Origin of the sequence: Moritella sp. F3, from assembly GCF_015082335.1 — a bacterium.
Taxonomy (GTDB): domain Bacteria; phylum Pseudomonadota; class Gammaproteobacteria; order Enterobacterales; family Moritellaceae; genus Moritella.
The window spans coordinates 1-23,764 of the sequence record NZ_BLRL01000015.1; the positions used below are offsets into that span (position 1 = coordinate 1).

The window sequence follows — 23,764 nt, forward strand, 5'->3', positions numbered from 1 at the left end:
ACGCAATATTATGATTCTATAATTGTGATGTTGATGGGCGTCATAGGCTTAAATTTGAGCTTGTTTGCACGACAATTGCTTAAATTACGATACCGAGCTTGGTTTTCGTTATCGACTCAAGTGTTAATTGCGGCTTCATTCGTTGTTATTTTGAGTCCGTTATTATTTTCATTCAAAATAGGTATTATTTTTGTCTCAGCTTTAGCGTTAGGCATTACGCTACTGTCGATAGTATGTGGTTTGTTTTTTATTCGTGACGAGTCGAAAGATGTTCGTTTTTATGTGCTATCGCTAGTGTATTTTATACTCGGTATTGATATACATATTCTCACGCGTTTTGGCTTACTTGGCGACTTTGAGTTTTCAGACTATATCTCAGCATGTTCAGCATTAGTTGTCTTGATTTATTTATGCTGGAACTTTGCAAAACAAATGGCACATGACCGAGTTGTAAAAAAAGATGTAGAAAAACAAATGACCTCTGTCAATGAGCGCTATTACAGTGTATTTCAAAACGCAGCTGAGGGCATGTTCACGACATCAATGGAAGGCAACGTATTGGCGATGAACAAGTCAATGTGTCGAATATTAGGCTATATCAATCTTGAAGATATGAATAAGTCGGGTCATTTTAAAGCGGACGACTTTTATGCTAACCCCAATTTACGTGATGAAATAATCGCTACCTTACGGGTTAAGGGCGAAGTGAATAGCGTCGAGATGACAGGGCATGACCGTTATGGCGAGATATTTCATGGCGAAATTAATATGCGCTTGAATGTTCAACCAGATATTACCGTGATTGACGGCTCATTCGTTAATACGACTAAGCGTAAGCAGCATGAGATTAAACTTGAGTCTATTGCAAAATATGACCAGTTAACAGGATTAGTCAATCGTATACACTTTGAGAAGCTGGTTGGTGTATCACTAGAGACTAACCGTTCAGTACTCGAAGACAATATTTTGCTTTATTTAGATCTTGACCAGTTCAAATTGGTTAATGATATATGTGGTCATGATGTTGGTGATTCACTATTGAAAAAAATAACGGTTGTTTTAAAGTCATTTCTTGATGACACGGCAATATTGGCACGCCTAGGTGGCGATGAATTTGGTATTTTGCTTAACCACACCAATTTCGACAATGCACTCGAGGTCGCTGATACTATCCGTTGTGGTATTGAAGATTTTAGATTTACGCATCAAGGACGCCATTTTGTGCTCGGTGTTAGTATTGGTATCGTGATACTTGACGAGTCAATTGAAAATTTTTCACAGGCATTAAGTCTTGCTGATACAGCGTGTTATACAGCTAAAGAGCAAGGACGTAACCGTGTGCATGTTTATAGTAAATGCAATGATGTTATGTTGGGTCATCAACGAGAAATGCGCTGGATTGGGGTATTACGAGAAGCGTTAGATGAAGATAGATTTGAACTCGCATTTCAAACGATTATGCCATTATCAGCTGATATTAATGAAGGTTATCGTTATGAAATATTGCTGCGTTTGAGGGACGAGGAGGGGAAGCTACAATCGCCGAGTGAGTTTATCGCCGCAGCTGAAAACTATAATTTCATGACTCAGTTAGATCGTTGGGTTGTCAGAACATACTGCCAGTGGCTATCATCTAATCCAGCACATCTCGTTAGTTTAAGTTCTGCATCAATTAACTTATGTGGACAATCGTTAGTAGATAGAAGTATGCATACATTTATTGAAAATACGATTTCAATGTATGGCATCCCCCCCGAAAAACTATGCTTTGAAATAACAGAAAGCCAAGCCATTATGGACTTTGATCAAACGATTTTATTCATGAATAAATTTAAAGCATTAGGCTGCCGTTTTAGCTTAGATGATTTTGGTAGTGGTTTTTCTTCATATAGTTACATCAAACGATTGCCTATTGATCAACTCAAAATTGATGGCGCATTTGTCGAAAATATTGAAACTGATAACGTTGATTATACGATGGTTAAGTCATTTAATGATATCGCTAGGGCGGTAAATATCAAGACAGTGGCCGAATATGTTGAAAATGAAAACATCAAAAATATATTATCAGAAATCGGCATTGATTATGTGCAAGGCTATTTAATAGCCAAACCTCGACTTTTAGTCGATTTTGTTGATAATGAACAACTTGATTCAGCTTAAGGACTAGCACTTCAGCTTACTTTTGAGTAAAATCATCCATTACTGAATGAATCTATTCACTTTTCCTGCCAACAGGGTGATAAGAAAAACATGCAACACCTCAAAGAAATAATAGTACAGGCCGTAGAAGCCGTAGCAAACGCAACAGATCTAGCAACATTGGATACTGTCCGTGTTGAGTACCTTGGTAAAAAGGGTATTTTGACTGAACAGATGAAAACATTAGGTAAACTGCCTCCAGCAGAGAAACCTAAAGCTGGTCAAGCGATTAACATTGCGAAACAAGAAGTTCAAAAAGTCATTAACGAGAAACGTGATGCATTTCAACAAGCAGTTCTAGATGCTAAATTAGCTGAAGAAATGATTGATGTTACTGCACCAGGTCGTACCAACCTAAATGGTGGTCTACATCCTGTAACACGAACTATCGAACGTATTGAATCATTTTTTGGTGAATTAGGTTTCGCTGTTAAATCTGGTCCAGAAGTTGAAGATGATTATCACAACTTTGATGCATTGAATATCCCTGAGCACCATCCTGCTCGTGCGGATCACGATACATTTTACTTTAATCCTAAATTAGTACTTAGAACACAAACGTCTGGTGTTCAGATCCGTACGATGGAAGTGGAAAAACCACCTATCCGTATTATCTCTCCAGGCCGTGTTTACCGTAATGATTACGATCAAACGCACACACCAATGTTCCATCAAGTAGAAGGTCTATTTGTTGACGAAAAAGTAAGCTTTAGCGAGCTGAAAGGTGTGTTACACGACTTCCTAAACAACTTCTTTGAAGAAGATTTAGAAATTCGTTTCCGTCCTTCTTATTTCCCTTTCACAGAAACTTCAGCTGAAGTAGATGTAATGGGCAAAAACGGTAAATGGTTAGAAGTATTAGGCTGCGGCATGGTACACCCTAACGTATTAACGTCTGTTGGAATCGACCCTGAGAAATACTCTGGCTTTGCCTTTGGTATGGGTGTTGAACGTTTAGCGATGCTTCGCTATGGCGTTAACGATTTACGTTCATTTTTCGAAAATGATTTACGTTTCCTCAAGCAGTTTAAATAAGATAGGACACTAAAATGAAATTCAGTAATGAATGGTTACAAACTTGGGTTAAACCAGGTCTAACAAATGAAGAACTAGCGCATCAAATTACGATGGCTGGCCTTGAAGTAGATGGTATTGATGCTGTTGCGGGTGATTTTACTGGTATCGTTGTCGGTCACGTTGTTGAATGTGGTCAGCATCCAGATGCAGATAAATTACAAGTAACTAAAATCGATATCGGTGCTGAAGAGCTAATCGACATCGTATGTGGTGCATCTAACTGCCGTGCAGGCCTTAAAGTTGCTGTTGCAACAGTGGGCGCTGTATTACCTGGCGATTTCAAAATCAAGAAAGCAAAACTACGTGGTCAACCATCATTTGGTATGCTTTGCTCTGAATCTGAAATGGGTATGGCTGAATCAGCTGACGGTATCATTGAATTACCTGCAGATGCAGTACCGGGTACTTGTATCCGTGAATTCCTTGGTCTTGATGATGTTACAATTGAAGTTGATCTAACGCCTAACCGCGCAGATTGCTTAAGCATTGCTGGTATCGCTCGTGAAGTCGGTGTATTAAACAACATCGCAGTAACTGCACCAGAATGGACTAACGTAACAGAAACAAGCAGCGAAACAGTCGCTGTATCTGTGACTGCAACAGAACTATGTCCTCGTTACCTTGGTCGTGTTATCAATAACTTAGATATGAGCGCTAAAACTCCTTTATGGATGGTTGAGCGTTTACGTCGTTGTGGCACGCGTTCTATTGACCCTGTTGTTGACGTAACTAACTATGTATTGTTAGAACTTGGTCAACCAATGCATGCATTTGATCTTGCAACATTGACAGGCGCGATTAATGTTCGTCTTGCTAACCAAGATGAAAAATTAACGCTGCTTGATGGCAACGAAGTTAAATTAAACGATAATACACTTGTTATTGCTGATGACTCTGGCGCTATCGCAATGGCTGGTATCTTTGGTGGCGAAAAAACAGGTGTAACGGCTGCAACTAACTCTATCTTATTAGAGTCTGCATTCTTTAGCCCGTTAGCTATCACCGGTCGTGCTCGTGCATACGGTCTACATACTGATTCATCACACCGTTTCGAACGTGGTGTTGATTTTGAACTACAATACCAAGCGATGGAACGTGCAACACAGTTAATAGTTGAAATCTGTGGTGGTGAAGTTGCACCTGTTGTTGATGTAACAACTGAAGCGACATTACCGAAGCATGCACCAATCAACTTACGTCGTCATCAATTAGATAAAGTAATTGGTTTCCACGTTGAAGATGAAAAAGTAACTGACATTTTAAATACGTTAGGCCTAGCACCAACGTTTGAAAATGATACGTGGACTGTTACTTCTCCTTCATTCCGTTTCGACATCGAAGTTGAAGTTGATCTGATTGAAGAAGTGGCGCGTGTATTTGGTTATAACAATATCCCAAATATAGCGCCTGTAGCACCATTGAAGATGACGAATCATGACGAGGCTACATTACCAGTTCGTCGTATCCGTGACTTAATGGTTGACCGTGGTTTCCAAGAAGCAATTACATATAGCTTCGTAGATCCTAAACGTCAATTCTTGCTACACCCTGAAGCTGATCACCTAACATTACCGCATCCAATTTCGATTGAGATGTCTGTAATGCGCGTAAGTATGTTTACAGGTTTGGTTGAAGCTGTTGTAGCTAACCAAAAACGTCAACAACAACGTATCCGTTTATTTGAAACGGGTCTGACTTTCATCAAAGATGAGTCAGTTGAAAACGGTGTACTTCAAGTGCCTATGCTTGGCGCTATTATAGCCGGTACAGCAAATGCTGAATCTTGGACTCAAGAAAGCAAAGCAGTAGACTATTTCGACCTTAAAGGTGATTTAGATGCATTGCTAGACCAAACCTGTAATACCGATGAATTTGTACTTAAACGTGCAAGTCATCCTGGTTTACACCCTGGTCAAAGCGCTGAAATATTCTATGCTGGTCGCTCAGTTGGCCATATTGGTGCTATCCATCCTTCATTAGAGAAGAAGTTAGGCCTAAATGGTTCAACGATTATTCTTGAGATTGAACTTGCAACGTTAACAGCTCGTAAATTACCGCAAGCTGCTGAAGTTTCTAAGTTTCCTGCTAACCGTCGTGACATCGCTATGATTGTTAAAGACGATGTTAATGCAGGAGATGTACTGAACTTTATCAAAAAAGTTGGCGGGAATCAGTTAGTTGGCATAAACTTGTTTGATGTATACCAAGGTACAGGTGTTGTGGAAGGGCATAAGAGCCTAGCTATCAGCTTAACCTTACAAGATATATCACGCACCTTGGAAGAAAAAGAGATATCTGAAGCAGTTAATAATATTGTTGAAGCTATTTCATCTGAATTCAATGCATCCTTGAGGGATTAATTTATGGCACTAACCAAAGCTGATATTGCTGAAACATTATTTAACGATGTTGGTCTAAGTAAACGTGAATCTAAAGAAATGGTAGAAGCTTTCTTTGAAGAAATCCGTTTATCTTTAGAAGTTAACGAACAAGTTAAAATATCTGGTTTTGGTAATTTTGACCTACGTGATAAAGGCGAACGACCTGGTCGTAACCCTAAAACAGGTGAAGATATACCAATTACAGCTCGTCGTGTTGTGACTTTTAAACCAGGTCAGAAGTTAAAAGCGAAAGTAGAAACAATCGTAAAAGATTAGCGTTTCATCAGATAATAAAAAACCGGCTAATGCCGGTTTTTTTATGCCTGTTATAAATTAGCGTCATAACAGTGAATATATTTATACCCTACAACCTAATGAAAAGAAGTAGGGTAAAGACGTATTAGCCGCCTAATTTATCTGATGCGATATGGTATTCTGGATCTTCGATTAAATTAACTTCAATCATGTCTCCAGCACGTTTCATTAGTTGTTTACATTCTAATGATAGGTGACGAAGGTGTAATATTTTACCTTCAGCTACATAGCGCTCAGCTAGTGTATCAATTGCTTCAATTGCTGAGTGGTCACAAACGCGTGAATTAGCAAAGTCGATGATCACATCTTGTGGGTCATTAGCTGTATCAAATAGCTCTAAGAAGTGGCTAACAGAACCAAAGAATAATGGGCCGTTAACTTTATATACTTTACTGCCAGACTCTTCTGTAGATACTTCAGTGTTAATGTGTGCTGCGTGTTCCCATGCGAAACGTAGTGCTGAAACGATAACACCGATGATCACTGCAACCGCTAAATCAGTAAACACTGTCACGACAGTTACAAGTACAATCACGAACGTATCAGCTTTCGGGATCTTACGCATAACACGGAATGTTGCCCATTCAAATGTGCCAATCACAACCATGAACATTACACCAACAAGCGCAGCTAGTGGGATAACTTCAATGAGTGAAGAGAAGAATAAAATGAATAACAATAATGAGATTGCTGCAGTGATACCAGATAGACGACCACGGCCACCAGAATTAATGTTGATCATTGATTGGCCAATCATTGCACAACCACCCATAGCACCGAAGAAACCGTTTACGATGTTTGAAGCACCTTGTGCAACACATTCTTGATTGCCTTTACCACGTGTACCAGTCATTTCATCAATAACCGTTAGTGTTAGTAGTGATTCAATAAGACCAACAGCAGCAAGAATTAATGAGTAAGGCAGAATGATATAAAGAGTTTCAAGTGTAAATGGTACGCTTGGAATACTAAACGTTGGCAGTGAACCTGAGATTGTCGCATTGGCATCACCGGTCATCGAGCGAACAAAATCAACTACTGTGCGTGTATCAAGACCCATGTAATAAACAATTAACGTCACAGATACAATAGCAACAAGCGAAGACGGAACTGCTTTAGTTAATTTAGGTAGGAAGTGAATAATCGCCATTGTAAGCACAACTAAACCAAGCATGATATAGAGTTGAGATCCTTGTAACCAAGCAAGATCACCGTTCGTGTCAATGAATTTGAATTGACCAAGCTGTGCTAAGAAAATAACAATTGCAAGACCGTTAACAAACCCCATCATTACTGGGTGTGGCACGATACGAATGAACTTACCGAGTTTGAATACACCCGCTAATACTTGCAGTAGACCTGCAAGCACCACTGCGGCAAATAAGTATTCTACGCCATTGTCGGCAACTAACGCTACCATTACAACTGCCATCGCGCCTGTTGCACCAGAGATCATACCTGGACGACCACCAAAGATAGCAGTAATTAAACCAACCATAAAGGCAGCATACAAACCAACTAAAGGTTCAACACCTGCTACAAAAGCAAATGCAACCGCTTCTGGTACAAGTGCCAGTGCAACGGTTAGACCAGATAAAACATCATTTTTAACTGATGCAATCGAATATTTTGGAAATTCAAACATAAATTTTAAGTTACCGAGTTGTCATTAATGAATAAAAAAGTAGCAAGATAATGTCCATTTTGCACGATCTTGCTATTAAAAAAGTATTTAAATAAATACTAAAAAAGCCGCAATTTATGCGGCTTTTAATTTAGCTAATAGTTATTTTTAAATAATAGTTATTATTTAGCTAATGTAGTAGGTGATTTGCTTTCTGACGATGCAAATTGACTACCACCTGGTCCAGCTGCCACATCAATTGATGGGCGTTGAACGACACCAACTTTAGCAACAAAGTTAGTTTTTGAAGGCGCTACCTGTTGAGGTGTAGCCATCTTAACGGTGAAGTTAGTTTTCTTAGATGTTGTACCTTCAGTTTGTAACGCTGCAAGTGGTGTTACGTCGATAGCTTTATAAGCTACTGGCGCTTCAGCAACAACTGGTGTTTCAGCAACAACTGGTGTTTCAACAACAACTGGTGTTTCAACAACAACTGGCGCTTCAGCAACAACTGGTGTTTCAACAACAACTGGCGTTTCAGCAACAACTGGTGTTTCAGCAACAACTGGCGTTTCAGCAACAACTGGCGTTTCAGCAACAACTGGCGTTTCAGCAACAACTGGCGTTTCAGCAACAACTGGTGTTTCAGCAACAACTGGAGCAGCGCCTGGGCGAGCAGCTGGAGCGGAGTGCATTTGACGTGAAACTGATTTAGTTTCAATCTTTACACGTTCAGTCGATGATTTTGCTGTCGGTGCTATTACAGTTGCCGTTGTTTCAGCTACTGGCGCTGGTTTAGCTGCCGCAGCTGTATGCATAACAGGTTTTGCTGCAGTTACAGGCTTAGTCACTTCAGCAGTTACTGGCTTAGTTACTTCAGCAGTTACTGGCTTAGTTACTTCAGCAGTTACAGGCTTAGTTACTTCAGCAGTTACAGGCTTAGTTACTTCAGCAGTTACTGGCTTAGTTACTTCAGCAGTTACTGGCTTAGTCACTTCAGCAGTTACTGGCTTAGTCACTTCAGCAGTTACTGGCTTAGTCACTTCAGCAGTTACAGGCTTAGTTACTTCAGCAGTTATAGGCTTAGTTACTTCAGCAGTTACTGGCTTAGTTACTTCAGCAGTTACTGGTTTAGTTACTTCAGCAGTTACAGGCTTAGTTACTTCAGCAGTTACTGGTTTAGTTACTTCAGCAGTTACTGGTTTAGTTACTTCAGCAGTTACAGGCTTAGTTACTTCAGCAGTTACTGGTTTAGTTACTTCAGCAGTTACTGGTTTAGTTACTTCAGCAGTTACAGGCTTAGTTACTTCAGCAGTTACTGGTTTAGTTACTTTAGCAGTAACAGGCTTAGTTACTTCAGCTTTAACTGCCGTTGCAGTTTCTACTTGAGCCTGTTCAACTTTTTGAGCATCATTCGTTTTAGCATTTCGAGGGCTACGACGAGTGCGCTTCGCTGGTTGTGCTTTTTCATCTTGTTTAGTGTTTTGGGCAGCAACAGGAGTCTGTTCTAACTCAGGAGCAACTTGTTGATCGTTACTCGTTACACGTACTTTCTTGCGCATGTTACGACGTTGACGACGTTCAGCTAAAACAGCTTGGTTTTGCGAGCTACCTTCTTCTTTTGTTTCCTTTACGTCTTTCGACTGTACAGGTTGTTTATGTTGAGTAGCTTGGTTCGAAGCTTTTTGTTTTGCTTCGAACTTGCTATGTTGTTTTACTTCAACATCCGCTTTTTTATTTGCGTCTTGCTGTTTGTTTTCAATATTTTCAGGGTTACGAGGCTTACGATTACGACGATTACGTGGTTTACGTGTTTCATCACTATTATTACGGGTAGTAGGGGCTTTATCTACAACCGGCTTTTTAGGTGCTTCCTTAGCTGTTTCTTTAACAACAACTTTTTCATCGCTTGCAAAGAATCCTGTAATCGCTTTACCAAGACGGCTAAACATAGAGCCTTTATCAGCCGCAGGCTTAATGTCCTTAGCTTTAGCTGGTGCTTTCGGCGCCGTTTTCGCGGACACTTTTTTCACTGCAGGGGCTGGTTTAGCTGTTTTAGCTTCAGTAGCATTAATTTGCTGTACCAATGGCTGAACCGTTTCGTTATTTACTTTAGGTTCATAACGATTAAATTCACGTGGTTTAGCTAAATCAGTACTCGATAAATCAGAGCTGTCGTCATCTGCTTTAACACGAGATACTTCAAAATGAGGTGTTTGTAAGTTCTCATTTGGAATGATGAAACTTTTAACTTTATAACGCTTTTCTAAACGAAGAATTGAATTACGCTTTTCATTTAGTAAGTAAGCAGCAACTGGTACTGGTACTTGCGCTACAATGTGATTGGTATTTTCTTTAAGCGACTCTTCTTCGATTAAACGGAGAATTGAAAGTGCTAAAGATTCATTGTCACGGATAGTACCTTGACCATCACAGCGTGGGCAAACGTGCGTGCTTGATTCACCTAGAGAAGGGCGGATACGTTGACGAGACATTTCCATCAAACCAAATCGAGAGATACGGCCTAATTGAATGCGTGCACGATCTTGTCGTACTGCATCACGTAAGCAGTTTTCTACTTCACGTTGATTTTTAACTGGACCCATGTCGATAAAATCGATAACAACAAGACCACCTAAATCGCGTAAACGCAGTTGACGAGCAACTTCATCCGCAGCTTCTAAGTTAGTATTTAATGCTGTTTCTTCAATATCACCACCACGTGTAGCTCGCGCTGAGTTAATGTCGATAGACGTTAACGCTTCCGTTGGGTCAATTACAATTGAGCCACCTGAAGGTAAGCGAACTTCACGTTGGAACGCTGATTCGATTTGAGTTTCAATTTGGTAATGATTGAATAAAGGCACATCACCTTGATACAATTTAATACGGTCGATAAAATCGGGACGTATTAATTTGATGCGGTTCTTTGCTTCTTCAAATGCTTTTGGATGGTCGATAAGAATTTCACCGATATCACGGCGAAGATAATCACGAATAGCACGTGCAATTACGTTACTTTCTTGATGAATTAAGAAGGTACCTTGGCGGTCTTTCGCACTATCTTGGATTGCTCCCCAATGGTTTAAAAGTACTTTAAGATCCCACTCTAGTTCTTCTGCCGATTTACCAACACCAGCAGTACGAACAATCAGTCCCATGCCTTCTGGTAATTCTAATGTAGACAGTGCAGATTTTAGTTCAGTACGCTCATCACCTTCAATGCGACGAGAAATACCACCGGCGCGAGGGTTGTTTGGCATAAGAACAAGGTAACTACCAGCTAAACTAACGAATGTCGTTAATGCTGCACCTTTATTGCCACGTTCTTCTTTTTCAATCTGTACAATAACTTCAGTGCCTTCAGCAACAACATCCTTGATACTTGGACGTCCGCGTTGCTTACCTGAACCTGGCTTGAAGTAAGTGCGAGAGATTTCTTTAAGAGGAAGGAAACCGTGACGGTCTGCACCATAATCAACAAAAGCAGCTTCTAAACTAGGTTCTACACGAGTAATTTTACCTTTGTAGATGTTAGCTTTCTTTTGTTCGTGACCTGGGCTTTCTATATCTAAATCGTAAAGGCGTTGGCCATCTACTAGCGCAACGCGCAACTCTTCTTTTTGAGTTGCATTAATTAACATTCTTTTCATTTTTTTATGACTTATAATTTAATTTTCATGCTTGGATAAATTAGTTAGACGTACATCAGGCCTTGTGTCTGTAAGATAATCAACCTCTCGGCTGTTTAAATTAAGGCGCTATCAGATGCTCTAATATGTGATCAAGTGTCTTACGATTATTTCTGCACTTATTAGATTCCATCAATAACTAACGTGTATAATTGCAATCGAAAGGTGTCTTATATAGAAGTTGATATTGTGGGAGGTGGTATCCTACTGGATAAATGAAACTCCCTATCAACGTACACCTTATATACAAAATGTATGCTAAAAACCCGCAGCAAGAATAACGACATCCTGGTTATTCTGTATTTATTGATATAAATAAATGATTATTTACCTCAATAGCAGATATACTAAAGCCATTATCACTCTTGGCTGTATTTTTTTAGCAGTACAGAGGGTATTATCCCACTGCCTGTATTAATATAGCAAGATAACTTTCCATTCAATTTAGAAATATGTTTCAAATTGATACCTAAACGCATTTGAGTTAGACAATAAAATAATTATGACTGATAAAATTTCACCTAAAGTAGAATTTGTAACTATTACTGAAGATTATCAAGGCCAGCGCATTGATAACTTTTTACGCACTAAATTAAAAGGTGTGCCAAAAAGTATGATTTACCGCATCATTCGTAAAGGTGAGGTGAGAGTTAACAAAGGAAGAATCAAGCCAGAGTATAAACTGCAGCCAAATGATATTGTACGTGTACCGCCAGTGCGAGTTTCTGAAACTGAAGCTATTTCACCATCAGCAAATTTAGATTCTGTGCGTGCACTAGAAACACAAATCATTTATGAAGATAACTACTTAATTGTTATCAATAAGCCATCGGGCATGGCTGTTCATGGTGGTAGTGGATTAAGTTTTGGTCTTATCGAAGGTTTACGTGCTATTCGTCCTGACAGTAAGTTCTTAGAATTGGTACACCGCCTAGATCGCGATACATCTGGCTGTTTACTTGTTGCTAAAAAACGTAGCACACTAAAAGCATTACATGAGCAACTACGCCTAAAAACAATGCGTAAAGATTATCAAGCACTTGTTGCTGGTGCATGGCCACGTAGTACTCGAGTTGTAAATGCACCGCTATTAAAGAACACAGTAAGTTCAGGTGAACGACTTGTACGTGTTGACGACGAAGGTAAGCAATCTCAGACTCGTTTCAGCATCATACAACGTTATGAAAATGGCACGCTAGTTCAAGCAAGTCCTATTACAGGTCGTACGCATCAGATCCGTGTTCACGCGTTACATGCTGGTCATCCTATTGCTTGTGATGATAAATATGGCGATACAGGGTTTACGAAGCACATGAATGGCTTAGGCTTGAAGCGCTTATTCTTACATGCAGCACGCCTGCAATTTTTCAACCCTGGCACAGAAGAAACACAAGAAGTTGAAGCGCCATTAGATATGGCACTTGTTAGAGCGCTAGAAAAAATGAAAAAGTGCTAAATATAAACACACATTAATATGTGTTAATAGCTTCGCTAAACCAACAAAGCCAGTATCAGCGATACTGGCTTTGTTGTATCCGACGTAGAAATTTTAATTTGACTTTAATTCGATAATACGTCGTAACCTTGTTCTTGTAGAATGGCCACTAAACTAATCAGTGGTAATCCGATCAAGGTATTTGGGTCCTTACCTTCTAATTTCGAAAATAATGCAATACCAAGTCCTTCACACATAAAACTGCCTGCGCAATTATACGGTTTTTCAGTTTCAAGATAGTAACGGATCTGGCTGCTTGTTAGTGCTCTAAAATGGACAACGAACTCTTCAACTATCGTATCAGTACGATCTGTGCATTGATTTACAACAGAAAGACCTGTGTAAAAAGTTATATTTTGTGCAGAAACGGCAGATAATTGTGCAAAAGCTGTTTCAAAATCACCTGGTTTACCTATTATTTCGTTATTAATGACACAAACCTGATCCGATCCGATAGATATTGAGTTACTATACTCCCGACTGGCAGATTGAGCTTTTTCTAGTGCTAGGCGTGATACAAGCATTTGAGCCGTTTCGTTTGGTTTGACGGTTTCATCAACTCTCGGGTTGAAGGTATCGAAAGGGCAGTTTAGTTTTTCTAAAATCTGTTTACGAAACGGTGATGTTGAAGCAAGGATTAGTTTAGGTTTCATGGTTTATCTATCATCAATTATTTAATTATTTAATTATTTGATGATTTTAACGCCAAAAAACCTATTTTTGTAGGTAAATGTGATTTTTTTTCATTTTCCTTTTGACTCTAACATGATGAATCTATATTATCCGCAACCTATGAAAAAGGTAAAACTACCAGTAACTGTTGATCCTTATCGTACTGCTCAACAAAGATTGGACTTTAACACTAGTGTTGAAGCTCGTCTGTTGAAACGTATTACGGATGCAACGGCAGGTGAACCAAGTGATGCTGAGGTATCAATTTCGTTTAGCAAAGACAATCAAGGTCTTATAGTGATACAGGGTAGCGTATCGCTAACCGTTAACCTTGAATGTCAGCGCTGTGGCGGGATATTTACGCAAGCTTGTGAAACCGAATTTAGATATAGTCCTGTGAAAAATGATTCACAGGTCGACGATCTGCCAGATGCTTATGAGCCCATTGAATTGGACGCAAATGGCGAAATCAATCCGATTTCATTCATTGAAGATGAAGTGATTATCAATTTACCGCTTGTTGCTTTGCACCAAGAGGAAGATTGTTCAGTGAATCCAAATGATATGAGTTTCGGAGAAATCGAGCCTGCTGATGAGCAGCCCAACCCATTTGCAGCTTTATCTGAATTAAAGCGCAAGTAATCAGGAGTATAGGCCAATGGCTGTACAAAAAAGTAAAGTAACTCGCTCTCGCCGCGGTCAACGTCGTTCACATGACGCACTAACTGCAGCAGCTACAACTGTTGACGTGACTTCAGGTGAAACTCACCTACGTCACAACGTAACAGCTGATGGTTACTACAAAGGCGTTAAAGTAATTAACAAATAAGTTATTTACTTTGCCTAATCTAACCATTGCGTTAGATGCCATGGGGGGCGATTTCGGTCCCCATGTCACTATCCCCGCCGCAATTAATATACTGAAAAAGTATAAGAACCTTTCTATATACCTTGTCGGTAACGAAGCTGAAATAAATTCTTTATTACAGAATATCTCTACGTCTATCAGATCTCGTTTTACAATAATTCCTAGTCTCGATGATATACCCATGGACCTTGCTCCAGCATTAGCGCTGCGTAATTTTAAGCAATCCTCTATGCGTATGGCATTGAACCTTGTCCGTGAAGGCAAAGCACAAGCATGCGTGAGCGCGGGTAACACCGGCGCTCTGATGGTGCTTTCACGACACCTGCTTAAAGTATTGCCTTTTGTTGATCGACCTGCACTTGTTTCTACATTACCCTCTGTAACTAAGCAGCCTGTGTATATGCTCGATTTAGGTGTTAATGTGAGTTGTGATGCGGATGCATTGCTGCAATTTGCATTAATGGGCTCGGCGCTAGCTGAGCATGTTGGTAATATACCGAATCCTCGTGTTGCGTTACTTAATGTCGGCCAAGAAGACATTAAAGGTAATGACCTAGTCAAACATGCCGCTCAGTTACTTTCTAAACATCATAATTTAAACTATATTGGTTTTATTGAGGGTAACGATATCTTCTCTGGTAAAGCGGACGTCATCGTATGTGATGGATTTACTGGTAATGTTGCACTCAAGACAAGTGAAGGTGTTGTTGACCTGGTTATTTCACAGTTAACATCTGTATCAAATAACAACATATTTACTAAATTATTATCATTATTGGTCAAACCACTAATAATGAACAGTCTAAAGCGTTTGAAACCCGACCAGTATAACGGAGCAACTTTGTTAGGATTGCCGGGTATTGTAATTAAGAGTCATGGTAATGCTGAACAGGTTGCCTTTGAATTTGCAATTGAGCAGGCTGTAAAAGAAGTTGAAAGCGGTTTAGTAAATAAAATATCCGCTAGTCTTGATGTTATTGATTAAGGCCCAATTTTTATTATTTTATTTGCCTCTTCTCTTGAAAAATCCAATCGATATCCTCATATTACTTTTTAGTTAGATAAGTTCATTTTCAAATTGATACATGAATCTTTGTTAATTTTTTATAGGTAATTTATGTCAAAGTATGCAGTAGTATTCCCAGGTCAAGGTTCACAAACAATAGGTATGCTTGCAGATCTTGCTGAAGACCATTTGGTTGTAGAGCAAACGTTTGCTCAAGCAAGTGAAATGCTTGGTTATGATCTATGGGATTTAGTGCAAAATGGAACAGTTGAAGAATTAAGCCAAACTCATATTACGCAACCTGCATTATTGGCTACCTCTGTTGCATTGTGGCGCATAGCCGCCGCGAAAGAAGATTTTAAACCTGCATTAGTTGCTGGTCATAGCCTCGGTGAATACTCAGCACTTGTTTGTGCTGGTGTGATTAAATTCGAAGATGCAATTGCGCTTGTTGAATTACGTGGCCAGTTAATGCAGCAAGCTGTACCTCAGGGTATTGGCGCAATGGCTGCTGTTATTGGTCTCGATAACGATGCAATTATTGCAGCTTGTGCAACAGCGGCTGAAGATGAAGTCGTATCAGCTGTTAACTTTAATTCACCTGGTCAGGTTGTTATTGCGGGTAATAAAGCGGCAGTAGCACGTGCATCTGAATTATGTGTAGAGGCGGGCGCTCGACGTGTTATGCCGTTACCAGTAAGCGTACCTTCGCATTGTTCGCTGATGAAGCCAGCTGCTGATGAATTAAAATTAGCACTAGAAAAAGTTACATTTAATACGCCTGTCATCAAATTAATCAATAATGTTGATGTCGCGGCACCGGTCGATGCAGAAAGTATTAAAGATGCGCTTGTTCGTCAACTATACATGCCAGTACGCTGGACTGAAGTGATTGAAACAATGGCACAACAAGAAATTACAGCACTATACGAATTCGGTCCTGGTAAAGTATTAACAGGCCTTGTAAAACGTATTGATAAAACGATCAAAGGTAGTGCAGTGAACAATCAAGCAACTATTGCTGATTTTGTATAATATTAGGAATAAATAAATGAGTTTTTCAGATAAGACAGTACTTGTTACAGGCGCAAGCCGTGGTATTGGCCGTGCAATCGCGGAACATTTTGCTAAATTAGGTGCCAAAGTAATCGGTACTGCAACATCTGCGCAAGGTGCTGAACGCATTGGCGCATATTTAGGTGATGCAGGTTTTGGCTTAGAACTTAACGTGACAAGCCAAGATTCAGTTGATGCACTTTATGCAGAGATCAAAACGCAAGTTGGTCACATCGATATTCTAGTGAATAACGCTGGTATTACAGCAGATAACATCTTCTTACGCATGAAAGAAGATGAATGGTGTAATGTTATCGATACTAACTTGACCTCATTATACCGTTTATGTAAGCCTTGCTTACGTGGCATGATGAAGCAACGCCATGGCCGTATTATTAATATTGGTTCTGTTGTTGGTACAACTGGTAATGGTGGCCAAGCGAACTATGCAGCGGCTAAATCAGGCTTATTAGGTTTTACTAAGTCGCTTGCAAGTGAAGTCGCGTCTCGCGGTATCACTGTTAATGCAGTTGCACCTGGTTTTATTGAAACAGATATGACAGCTGAATTAACAGAAGAACAAAAACAAACAATTTTAGCTCAAGTACCAACCAGTCGTCTTGGTAGTACTACTGAGATAGCTGAAACAGTTGGATTTTTAGCATCTGATGGTGCAAGCTATATTACGGGTGAAACCATCCATGTAAATGGCGGCATGTACATGGCTTAGCCATTTATATTTGATTTTGTTTGTAAATTTGCGATCTTTTTCACCAATCGTGGTTTGACCACCGAGTAAAGGCTTGCAAGTTTATGAGTAATCAATAAACTACTAATCAAAGCATTATATATTTTTCAAAGGAAAGTAAAAATGAGTAACTTCGAAGAACGCGTAAAAAAAATCATTATCGAACAACTTGGTGTTAAAGAAGAAGAAGTTAAAAACGAAGCTTCTTTTGTTGATGACCTAGGTGCAGATTCTCTAGATACAGTTGAACTTGTTATGGCTCTAGAAGAAGAATTCGATACTGATATCCCTGATGATGAAGCAGAGAAAATCACTACTGTTCAAGCTGCAATCGACTACGTTGTTTCTAGCGCTGAATAATTCAGCTGATTAGTTCTCTCTGAGAAAGAATCAATTAAAATGATTATCATAATCATTTTATAAATGTTAAAGCGGTCGCAAGACCGCTTTTTTTTTGCCTATTTTGGAGAACAAGTGTGGCTAATAATAGAAGAGTTGTAATTACAGGATTAGGAATTGTTTCACCGGTTGGCAACACAGTTGCAGCAGCATGGGAATCAATTAAATCTGGTATCAGCGGCATTGAAAATATTGAGCACTTTGATACCACTAATTTTTCCACAAAGTTTGCTGGCTTAGTTAATGACTTTGACGCAGAATCTGTAGGAATCAACCGCAAAGACTGCCGTAAAATGGATTTATTCATTCAGTATGGTATTGCAGCCGCAGAGCAAGCGTTAACAGACTCTGGTTTAGAAATCACTGAACAGAATGCAACACGTATTGGTACAGCTATCGGCTCTGGTATCGGTGGTTTAGGTCTTATCGAACAAAACGTACATAGTTTTGTCAAAGGTGGCGCGCGTAAAGTCAGCCCGTTCTTTGTACCATCAACAATTGTTAATATGATTGCTGGCCACGTCTCTATTCGAAATAATCTCAAAGGCCCAAATATTGCCATTGCGACAGCATGTACTTCTGGTACGCACTGTATTGGCCAATCTGCGCGTATGATCGCATATGGTGATGCAGATGTGATGGTTGCCGGTGGTGCTGAAAAAGCCTCTACTGAAATGGGAATGGCTGGTTTTGGTTCCGCTAAAGCGCTTTCAACTCGCAATGACGATCCACAGAAAGCAAGTCGACCTTGGGACAAAGACCGCGATGGTTTTGTACTGGGTGATGGCGCTGGTATATTAGTGATGGAAGAATATGAGCACGCCGTTGCTCGTGGCGCAACTATCTATGCTGAATTAGCTGGTTTTGGTATGAGTGGTGATGCATTTCACATGACGTCACCGCCTGAAGATGGTGCAGGCGCTGCATTATCAATGAGTAATGCGATTGCTGATGCGGGTATTACTGCAGATAAAGTAGGCTATGTGAATGCCCATGGCACATCAACACCTGCAGGTGATAAAGCTGAAACCGCTGCTGTGAAATCTGTATTTGGTGAGCACGCTTATACACTTGCTGTTAGCTCAACAAAATCAATGACCGGTCATCTATTAGGTGCTGCTGGTGCAATTGAAGCTATCTTTACGATTCTAGCATTGAAAGATCAAGTATTACCGCCAACAATTAACTTGGAAAACCCGAGCGAAGGTTGTGATCTTGATTATGTAACTGATGGTGCTCGCGCTGTGAATATGGAATATGCACTATCCAATTCATTTGGTTTTGGCGGTACTAACGGTTCTCTGCTATTTAAAAAAGCGGACTAAAATACCAAAGAGATAACGTAGGGAACTTTATTTTTTATTTTGCGATGGCTAACGTGAAAAATAAATGTTTTTTGCTATTTGATATATACATGTAAGGTGATTAAACACACCTTACATGTATCAAACAATTTTTCATTGGTGTAAAATGTGCGTTGAATTTAATTTACGCATCGAGCTATGAAAAAAATAATTACTGCTGTTTCCTTATTGTTTACCATTCTACTTATTGCATGCGTACTTTTTTATTCACGCTATCAATCCTTTATTTCTGTTGATCGTGTTCAATCCGATCATATTTTAACTGTTGCTTCAGGTGACACTGCCCAATCAATTGCTAACAGCATGATTGCAGTACCAGATATGGAATCTAAAGTATTCTTACGTTTATTTTTCAAGCAAAATCCAAGTATCACCAATATCAAGCTTGGCTCTTATAAAGTCACAGCAGGCTGGGACTTTAAAACATTATTCGAACACCTTGTTTCTGGTGATGAATTTCAGCATAAGATCACCTTTATCGAAGGTTCTACGTTTAAAGAGTGGCGTCAGCAATTATCGCAGGCTAAGGGTATTATTGATGATACCGCGGGTTTATCTGAACCAGAGATAGCCCAGCTATTAAACATCGATAATCCAAAACTCGAAGGACTGATGCTTCCTGAAACTTATTTCTATCCTGAAGGTACCCTAGTTTCAGCCTTGTACCGAAAGTCACACAAAAAGCTACAAGCTTATTTAGACGCAGCATGGCAATCAAGAGACAAAAACTTACCACTTAAGAATGCTTATGAAGCATTGATCCTTGCCTCTATTATTGAAAAAGAAACGGGTTTAGAAAGTGAAAGAACGACAGTCGGTTCTGTGTTTATCAACCGTTTGAATAAGCGTATGCGCCTGCAAACAGACCCAACGGTTATTTATGGAATGGGGGATGATTATAAAGGCAATATTCGCCGTAAACATCTACGTCAAAAAACGGCTTACAACACCTACGTGATTAAGCGATTGCCACCAACACCGATAGCAATGGTCGGTAAAACATCGATTGATGCGGCATTACACCCAGCAACAACAAATTATTTGTACTTTGTTGCCAGCGGTGATGGCGGGCACTATTTTTCCAAGAATTTAAAAGAACACAATCGTGCTGTTCGTAAATACATTTTAAAGAAATAAATTGAAGAGAGTCATTGTGCAAGCAAAATTTTTAGTAATCGAAGGCCTTGAAGGCGCAGGTAAAAGTACCGCAGTTAGCACTGTTATTGGTTGGCTTGCAGAGCAGGGGATCAGTGATGTGATCACGACTCGTGAACCTGGCGGCACAAAATTGGCCGAGAAGATGCGTGCCATAGTTAAAGACGTAGATACCGAAGAACCTTTGACTGAATCTGCTGAGTTAATGTTAATGTATGCAGCACGCGCTCAATTAGTGGAAAATGTTATTAAACCTGCACTAGCAAAAGGCCAGTGGGTAGTCGGCGACCGCCACGATCTGTCTTCTATTGCTTATCAAGGCGGTGGTCGCGGTTTTGACATTAGTGTATTGAATACGTTACGCCAAGTAGCTATTGGTGATTTTAAGCCTGATGTGACGTTATTATTAGATATCGATCCTGCTATTGGTTTGCAGCGTGCAAAAGTACGTGGCGAGTTAGATCGTATTGAATTAGAGCAATTGTCTTTCTTCCAACGTATTGGTGCTAAATATAACGAACTTGCAGCAGCAGATGACACTATTTATAGCGTTGATGCTGGCCAGGATATTGATAATGTTCAATTGCAGATCCGTGATGTACTTGCTGCAAACGTTGTTTTCCATAACAGAAATGTTGATTAATTAGATGTTATATCCTTGGTTATTACCACATTGGGAAAAACAGCAAGCGCAAATGACTGCGGGTCGTTTGCATCATGCTCTGTTTGTTACTAGCCCGAACGGTATGGGTAAACTGTCTTACGCACAAACGCTTTCCCAAACATTACTTTGTAAAGAACCTATCGGTTGGGAACCTTGTCACCATTGCCACCCTTGTCAGTTGTTCGAGACCAGTGTGCATCCTGATTATTACTTGGTTGCCACAGAGCCGGGTAAAGTGATTGGCGTTGATCAAATACGAAATATAAGTCAGAAGTTAAATGAGCACTCACAGCTTGGCGGCAATAAAGTGGTGATCATCGAGCATGCTGAAAGCTTTAATCTTGCGTCAGCAAATGCCTTGCTAAAAACCTTAGAAGAGCCAAGTGATGGCAGTTATATCATTTTGCTTGCTGAGAATAAGTCTCAGGTGTTGCCAACCATTTACAGTCGGTGTCAGAAATTACATCTGCCTGCACCAGCTGAGCAAGATACATTAACTTGGCTGCAACAGCAGTTCCCGATTGAAAGTCCCACGTTGACTTCGATCCGGATTAATCATGGTGCACCTTTACACGCGTTAAGTTATTTAAACAACGGCGATGATGATTTACGTAAAGATATATTTTCTAATATCACCTTGTTAACGCAACAGCCAGCGGCTATTACACGTTTATGTGAAATTATTTCAGACCGAACATTAGAAAAATTATCTTGGTTACAATTTATTTTATTGGATTTACAGAAAGTGGCTCGAGGAGTGAGTATTGATTACATTGTTAATACTGACCAACTAGAATGGTTAACTCATTTTTCAACTCAGTTATCACAAGATAAAATTACTCAACTACAATCAGAATTAACAGATCTTCGTCAGTTGTTATTGCAAAATAATAATTTAACTGCTGAAACATTAGTGCTGTCCTTTTTGATTAAACTTAAAAGATTTATAAATTAATATGCTAGTAGATTCTCATTGCCATTTAGATGGTCTAAATTACGATACCATTCATACCGATCTTGCGGATGTTGTTAACAAAGCAACAGAGCGCGGTGTTTCACATTTATTAAGTGTGTCAGTCACATTACCGCGCTTTAAAACCATGATCGAATTGATTACTGATTTTGATAATATCCATGCATCTTGTGGTGTACATCCACTGAACCTTGAAGATGAATACGAAAAGTCGGAATTATTAGCACTAGCAAGTAATGACAAGGTTGTGGCGATCGGTGAAACGGGTTTAGATTACTTCTATTCACCTGAAAACAAAGATATCCAACAAGCATCATTCCGTAATCATATTCAAGTAGCGATTGAATTGAAAAAACCACTGATTATCCATACCCGTGGTGCTGTTGATGACACTATCCGCATCTTAAAAGAAGAGGGTGCAGAAAAAATTGGTGGTGTTATCCATTGTTTCACTGAATCTGACGCGATGGCAGCAGCTGTATTGGAAATGGGCTTCTATATTTCAATATCAGGTATTGTGACGTTTAAATCAGCAAAAGATTTACAGGCAGTGGTAAAAACAATTCCAGCGGATCGATTACTCGTTGAAACTGACTCTCCGTACCTCGCGCCGGTACCATACCGTGGTAAAGAGAACCAACCTGCGTATGTACGCGCTGTCGCCGAGTTTGTTGCTGACCTGCGTGGTGTAAGCTTTGCTGAACTAGCAGAAACAACAACAGAGAACTACTTTAAGCTGTTTAACGCTAAAAAGTAATTTCGACTTGATATTGAAACCATGCTCAAATCTTGAAGAAGATGTTGAGTGTGGTATTATCTGCGCAAATTATCAGTACAATGTTGATCAATGACCTGTACAACGTTGATAAATTACCAGTAAGGCCTCGATATTCGTCTGACGAGTTATCGAATTAATCATTATTTGGAGGCATTTTGGCCCATCTAGTTACCTATACGTATAAAAAACAAGATAAGAAAATTCCATTTTCATATAGACAGTTCCACCATATCTATGAAGCGGCAGCTGCAGAAGAAGGCATCGACCTAACGCAATATTTGATAATGGAAAAACAAGTTGAAGATGTATCGAAAGGTACGAAAGCCGTAAGAGAGTTCCGTAAAAATCATTTTACTAAACTAGGCTTTACTAACGTATGGTTTATTAAAGACGGTATTGAAGAATAACGAATAAATGATAACTTTGTGGTCAACGGATTTGGCCACAGCATTCTATCTACTTATCAATCCAAGCCATTGCACATCCTTATTTTTAACAAACACGTTATGTTGTGATCTAACTCGACATTCATGCCTCTAAAGAACACTTACCCTTGAGAAAGACAAATAGTGCGAGTGTATTCGCTGCTTAAACGTGCTAAATAAAGATTATAAAAAAGGCCACATCACTGATTTAGTGCTGTGGCCTTCACATTTTTAATTATTATTTTGTGCGTGACGTTTTACGTTTGTTCCATGCGTTGATTATCTTCCAACGCCATAGCCAGCGGATACTAAAATAACCAAGAATGGAAAAGAATGTACCACAGACAAAGCAGCCCAGTAGAAATGCAGGACCATATAACGATATAGCCTGTATCAACCATTCCATTGTTAATTCAAAGGAGAATGGATGCACAGGGACTTGTAATATCCACGCGCCTAAGACATAGGTGCCATAAAACATCGGTGGCATAGTCACAGGGTTAGATAGCCATACAAGGGCGACAGAGAGCGGTAAGTTAACACGAAATAAAATTGCAAAACCAGCAGCTAACAACATCTGGAAAGGTACGGGTACAAAGGCCATAAATAGACCAACAGCAAAAGCACCTGCAGCAGAACGGCGATTTAAGTGCCAAAGATTTGCATTGTGCAGTAAATCACCAAAGATTTTAAGATGCTTATGTTCTTTGATTGACTCAGGGTCTGGGAGATATTTTTTAATTAAATTCTTAGGCATAATTCTAATCAAATGTCAGGGGTGATGGATGCCCTTTAAGGCCATACTACTTTCCATTACCATATTAATAAGTATGTTCTTTATTGATATCGAACGTATTGAATATATTACGA

21 protein-coding genes are annotated in these 23,764 nt (G+C 39.6%); 17 read left to right on the plus strand and 4 right to left on the minus strand.

What is annotated here, in order from left to right:
* From JFU56_RS18845 to ihfA, 4 genes are all read left to right on the plus strand, one after another.
* Positions 1-2,163, plus strand: a 2,163-nt coding sequence (locus JFU56_RS18845) for a bifunctional diguanylate cyclase/phosphodiesterase (RefSeq protein ID WP_198438809.1), incomplete at its 5' end; no start/stop codon positions are given.
* A 90-nt stretch (positions 2,164-2,253) separates the two neighbouring features.
* Entirely contained in the window at positions 2,254-3,237 is a 984-nt protein-coding gene (gene pheS, locus JFU56_RS18850; RefSeq protein ID WP_019439700.1) for a phenylalanine--tRNA ligase subunit alpha, read from the plus strand.
* A gap of 14 nt (positions 3,238-3,251) precedes the next feature.
* Positions 3,252-5,639, plus strand: a complete 2,388-nt coding sequence (gene pheT, locus JFU56_RS18855) for a phenylalanine--tRNA ligase subunit beta (protein WP_198438810.1) — start codon at positions 3,252-3,254, stop codon at positions 5,637-5,639.
* 3 nt (positions 5,640-5,642) lie between these two features.
* Positions 5,643-5,936 (plus strand): integration host factor subunit alpha, encoded by a 294-nt coding sequence (ihfA, locus tag JFU56_RS18860; RefSeq protein WP_017223241.1) that lies wholly within the window; start codon positions 5,643-5,645, stop codon positions 5,934-5,936.
* Positions 5,937-6,060: 124 nt separating this feature from the next.
* Here ihfA and JFU56_RS18865 read toward each other — a convergent pair whose 3' ends face one another.
* Positions 6,061-7,620, minus strand: coding sequence for a SulP family inorganic anion transporter (locus JFU56_RS18865; RefSeq protein ID WP_198438811.1), 1,560 nt, complete (start codon positions 7,618-7,620; stop codon positions 6,061-6,063).
* 161 nt (positions 7,621-7,781) lie between these two features.
* The gene (gene rne / locus JFU56_RS18870; protein WP_374221055.1) at positions 7,782-11,252 is read right to left on the minus strand and encodes a ribonuclease E; all 3,471 of its coding nucleotides are present in this window, start codon (positions 11,250-11,252) and stop codon (positions 7,782-7,784) included.
* Positions 11,253-11,793: 541 nt separating this feature from the next.
* Here rne and rluC point away from each other — a divergent pair.
* Entirely contained in the window at positions 11,794-12,747 is a 954-nt protein-coding gene (rluC, locus tag JFU56_RS18875; protein ID WP_198438812.1) for a 23S rRNA pseudouridine(955/2504/2580) synthase RluC, read from the plus strand.
* A 104-nt stretch (positions 12,748-12,851) separates the two neighbouring features.
* Here the strand turns inward: rluC and JFU56_RS18880 are convergent, their stop codons facing one another.
* On the minus strand, positions 12,852-13,439 hold the full coding sequence (locus tag JFU56_RS18880) for a nucleoside triphosphate pyrophosphatase (protein WP_198438813.1): 588 nt from the start codon (positions 13,437-13,439) through the stop codon (positions 12,852-12,854).
* 112 nt (positions 13,440-13,551) lie between these two features.
* Between JFU56_RS18880 and yceD the strand changes: the two genes are divergently transcribed.
* The 12 genes from yceD (at position 13,552) to JFU56_RS18940 (ending at position 22,876) form a co-directional block, all read left to right on the plus strand.
* The gene (gene yceD, locus JFU56_RS18885; protein WP_081588309.1) at positions 13,552-14,100 is read left to right on the plus strand and encodes a 23S rRNA accumulation protein YceD; all 549 of its coding nucleotides are present in this window, start codon (positions 13,552-13,554) and stop codon (positions 14,098-14,100) included.
* Positions 14,101-14,116: 16 nt separating this feature from the next.
* Positions 14,117-14,287, plus strand: a complete 171-nt coding sequence (gene rpmF, locus JFU56_RS18890; protein WP_006033904.1) for a 50S ribosomal protein L32 — start codon at positions 14,117-14,119, stop codon at positions 14,285-14,287.
* Between the two features lie 10 nt (positions 14,288-14,297).
* Complete coding sequence (gene plsX, locus JFU56_RS18895) at positions 14,298-15,311, plus strand: phosphate acyltransferase PlsX (RefSeq protein WP_198438814.1); 1,014 nt, start codon at positions 14,298-14,300, stop codon at positions 15,309-15,311.
* Between the two features lie 132 nt (positions 15,312-15,443).
* Positions 15,444-16,367, plus strand: coding sequence for an ACP S-malonyltransferase (gene fabD / locus JFU56_RS18900; protein WP_198438815.1), 924 nt, complete (start codon positions 15,444-15,446; stop codon positions 16,365-16,367).
* A gap of 16 nt (positions 16,368-16,383) precedes the next feature.
* Entirely contained in the window at positions 16,384-17,118 is a 735-nt protein-coding gene (gene fabG, locus JFU56_RS18905) for a 3-oxoacyl-ACP reductase FabG (protein ID WP_198438816.1), read from the plus strand.
* A gap of 141 nt (positions 17,119-17,259) precedes the next feature.
* Positions 17,260-17,496, plus strand: a complete 237-nt coding sequence (gene acpP, locus JFU56_RS18910; protein WP_019440310.1) for an acyl carrier protein — start codon at positions 17,260-17,262, stop codon at positions 17,494-17,496.
* Between the two features lie 116 nt (positions 17,497-17,612).
* On the plus strand, positions 17,613-18,860 hold the full coding sequence (gene fabF, locus JFU56_RS18915; protein WP_198438817.1) for a beta-ketoacyl-ACP synthase II: 1,248 nt from the start codon (positions 17,613-17,615) through the stop codon (positions 18,858-18,860).
* 177 nt (positions 18,861-19,037) lie between these two features.
* Positions 19,038-20,036 carry an endolytic transglycosylase MltG gene (mltG, locus tag JFU56_RS18920; RefSeq protein WP_198438818.1) on the plus strand — a complete coding sequence of 333 codons (999 nt, stop codon included), beginning with the start codon at positions 19,038-19,040 and terminating at the stop codon, positions 20,034-20,036.
* A 16-nt stretch (positions 20,037-20,052) separates the two neighbouring features.
* Positions 20,053-20,697, plus strand: a complete 645-nt coding sequence (tmk, locus tag JFU56_RS18925; protein ID WP_198438819.1) for a dTMP kinase — start codon at positions 20,053-20,055, stop codon at positions 20,695-20,697.
* Between the two features lie 4 nt (positions 20,698-20,701).
* A complete protein-coding gene (holB, locus tag JFU56_RS18930) occupies positions 20,702-21,673 on the plus strand; it encodes a DNA polymerase III subunit delta' (RefSeq protein ID WP_198438820.1) in 972 nt (323 codons plus the stop codon).
* A gap of 1 nt (position 21,674) precedes the next feature.
* On the plus strand, positions 21,675-22,448 hold the full coding sequence (locus tag JFU56_RS18935) for a TatD family hydrolase (RefSeq protein WP_198438821.1): 774 nt from the start codon (positions 21,675-21,677) through the stop codon (positions 22,446-22,448).
* A 176-nt stretch (positions 22,449-22,624) separates the two neighbouring features.
* Entirely contained in the window at positions 22,625-22,876 is a 252-nt protein-coding gene (locus tag JFU56_RS18940) for a DUF2960 domain-containing protein (protein ID WP_019440304.1), read from the plus strand.
* A gap of 256 nt (positions 22,877-23,132) precedes the next feature.
* On the opposite strand, the gene JFU56_RS18945 is transcribed toward JFU56_RS18940, so the two are convergent.
* Positions 23,133-23,651: a DUF2062 domain-containing protein gene (locus JFU56_RS18945; protein WP_198438822.1), complete on the minus strand. Its 519-nt coding sequence runs from the start codon at positions 23,649-23,651 to the stop codon at positions 23,133-23,135.
* Positions 23,652-23,764 lie beyond the last annotated feature (113 nt).

What these genes read in the sequence shown, in the direction of transcription:
- pheS (WP_019439700.1), top strand. Translation starts at nt 2,254, where the DNA reads ATGCAACACCTCAAAGAAATAATAGTACAGGCCGTAGAAGCCGTAGCA.
- pheT (WP_198438810.1), top strand. Translation starts at nt 3,252, where the DNA reads ATGAAATTCAGTAATGAATGGTTACAAACTTGGGTTAAACCAGGTCTA.
- ihfA (WP_017223241.1), top strand. Translation starts at nt 5,643, where the DNA reads ATGGCACTAACCAAAGCTGATATTGCTGAAACATTATTTAACGATGTT.
- JFU56_RS18865 (WP_198438811.1), bottom strand. Translation starts at nt 7,620, where the DNA reads ATGTTTGAATTTCCAAAATATTCGATTGCATCAGTTAAAAATGATGTT.
- rne (WP_374221055.1), bottom strand. Translation starts at nt 11,252, where the DNA reads ATGAAAAGAATGTTAATTAATGCAACTCAAAAAGAAGAGTTGCGCGTT.
- rluC (WP_198438812.1), top strand. Translation starts at nt 11,794, where the DNA reads ATGACTGATAAAATTTCACCTAAAGTAGAATTTGTAACTATTACTGAA.
- JFU56_RS18880 (WP_198438813.1), bottom strand. Translation starts at nt 13,439, where the DNA reads ATGAAACCTAAACTAATCCTTGCTTCAACATCACCGTTTCGTAAACAG.
- yceD (WP_081588309.1), top strand. Translation starts at nt 13,552, where the DNA reads ATGATGAATCTATATTATCCGCAACCTATGAAAAAGGTAAAACTACCA.
- rpmF (WP_006033904.1), top strand. Translation starts at nt 14,117, where the DNA reads ATGGCTGTACAAAAAAGTAAAGTAACTCGCTCTCGCCGCGGTCAACGT.
- fabD (WP_198438815.1), top strand. Translation starts at nt 15,444, where the DNA reads ATGTCAAAGTATGCAGTAGTATTCCCAGGTCAAGGTTCACAAACAATA.
- fabG (WP_198438816.1), top strand. Translation starts at nt 16,384, where the DNA reads ATGAGTTTTTCAGATAAGACAGTACTTGTTACAGGCGCAAGCCGTGGT.
- acpP (WP_019440310.1), top strand. Translation starts at nt 17,260, where the DNA reads ATGAGTAACTTCGAAGAACGCGTAAAAAAAATCATTATCGAACAACTT.
- mltG (WP_198438818.1), top strand. Translation starts at nt 19,038, where the DNA reads ATGAAAAAAATAATTACTGCTGTTTCCTTATTGTTTACCATTCTACTT.
- holB (WP_198438820.1), top strand. Translation starts at nt 20,702, where the DNA reads ATGTTATATCCTTGGTTATTACCACATTGGGAAAAACAGCAAGCGCAA.
- JFU56_RS18935 (WP_198438821.1), top strand. Translation starts at nt 21,675, where the DNA reads ATGCTAGTAGATTCTCATTGCCATTTAGATGGTCTAAATTACGATACC.
- JFU56_RS18945 (WP_198438822.1), bottom strand. Translation starts at nt 23,651, where the DNA reads ATGCCTAAGAATTTAATTAAAAAATATCTCCCAGACCCTGAGTCAATC.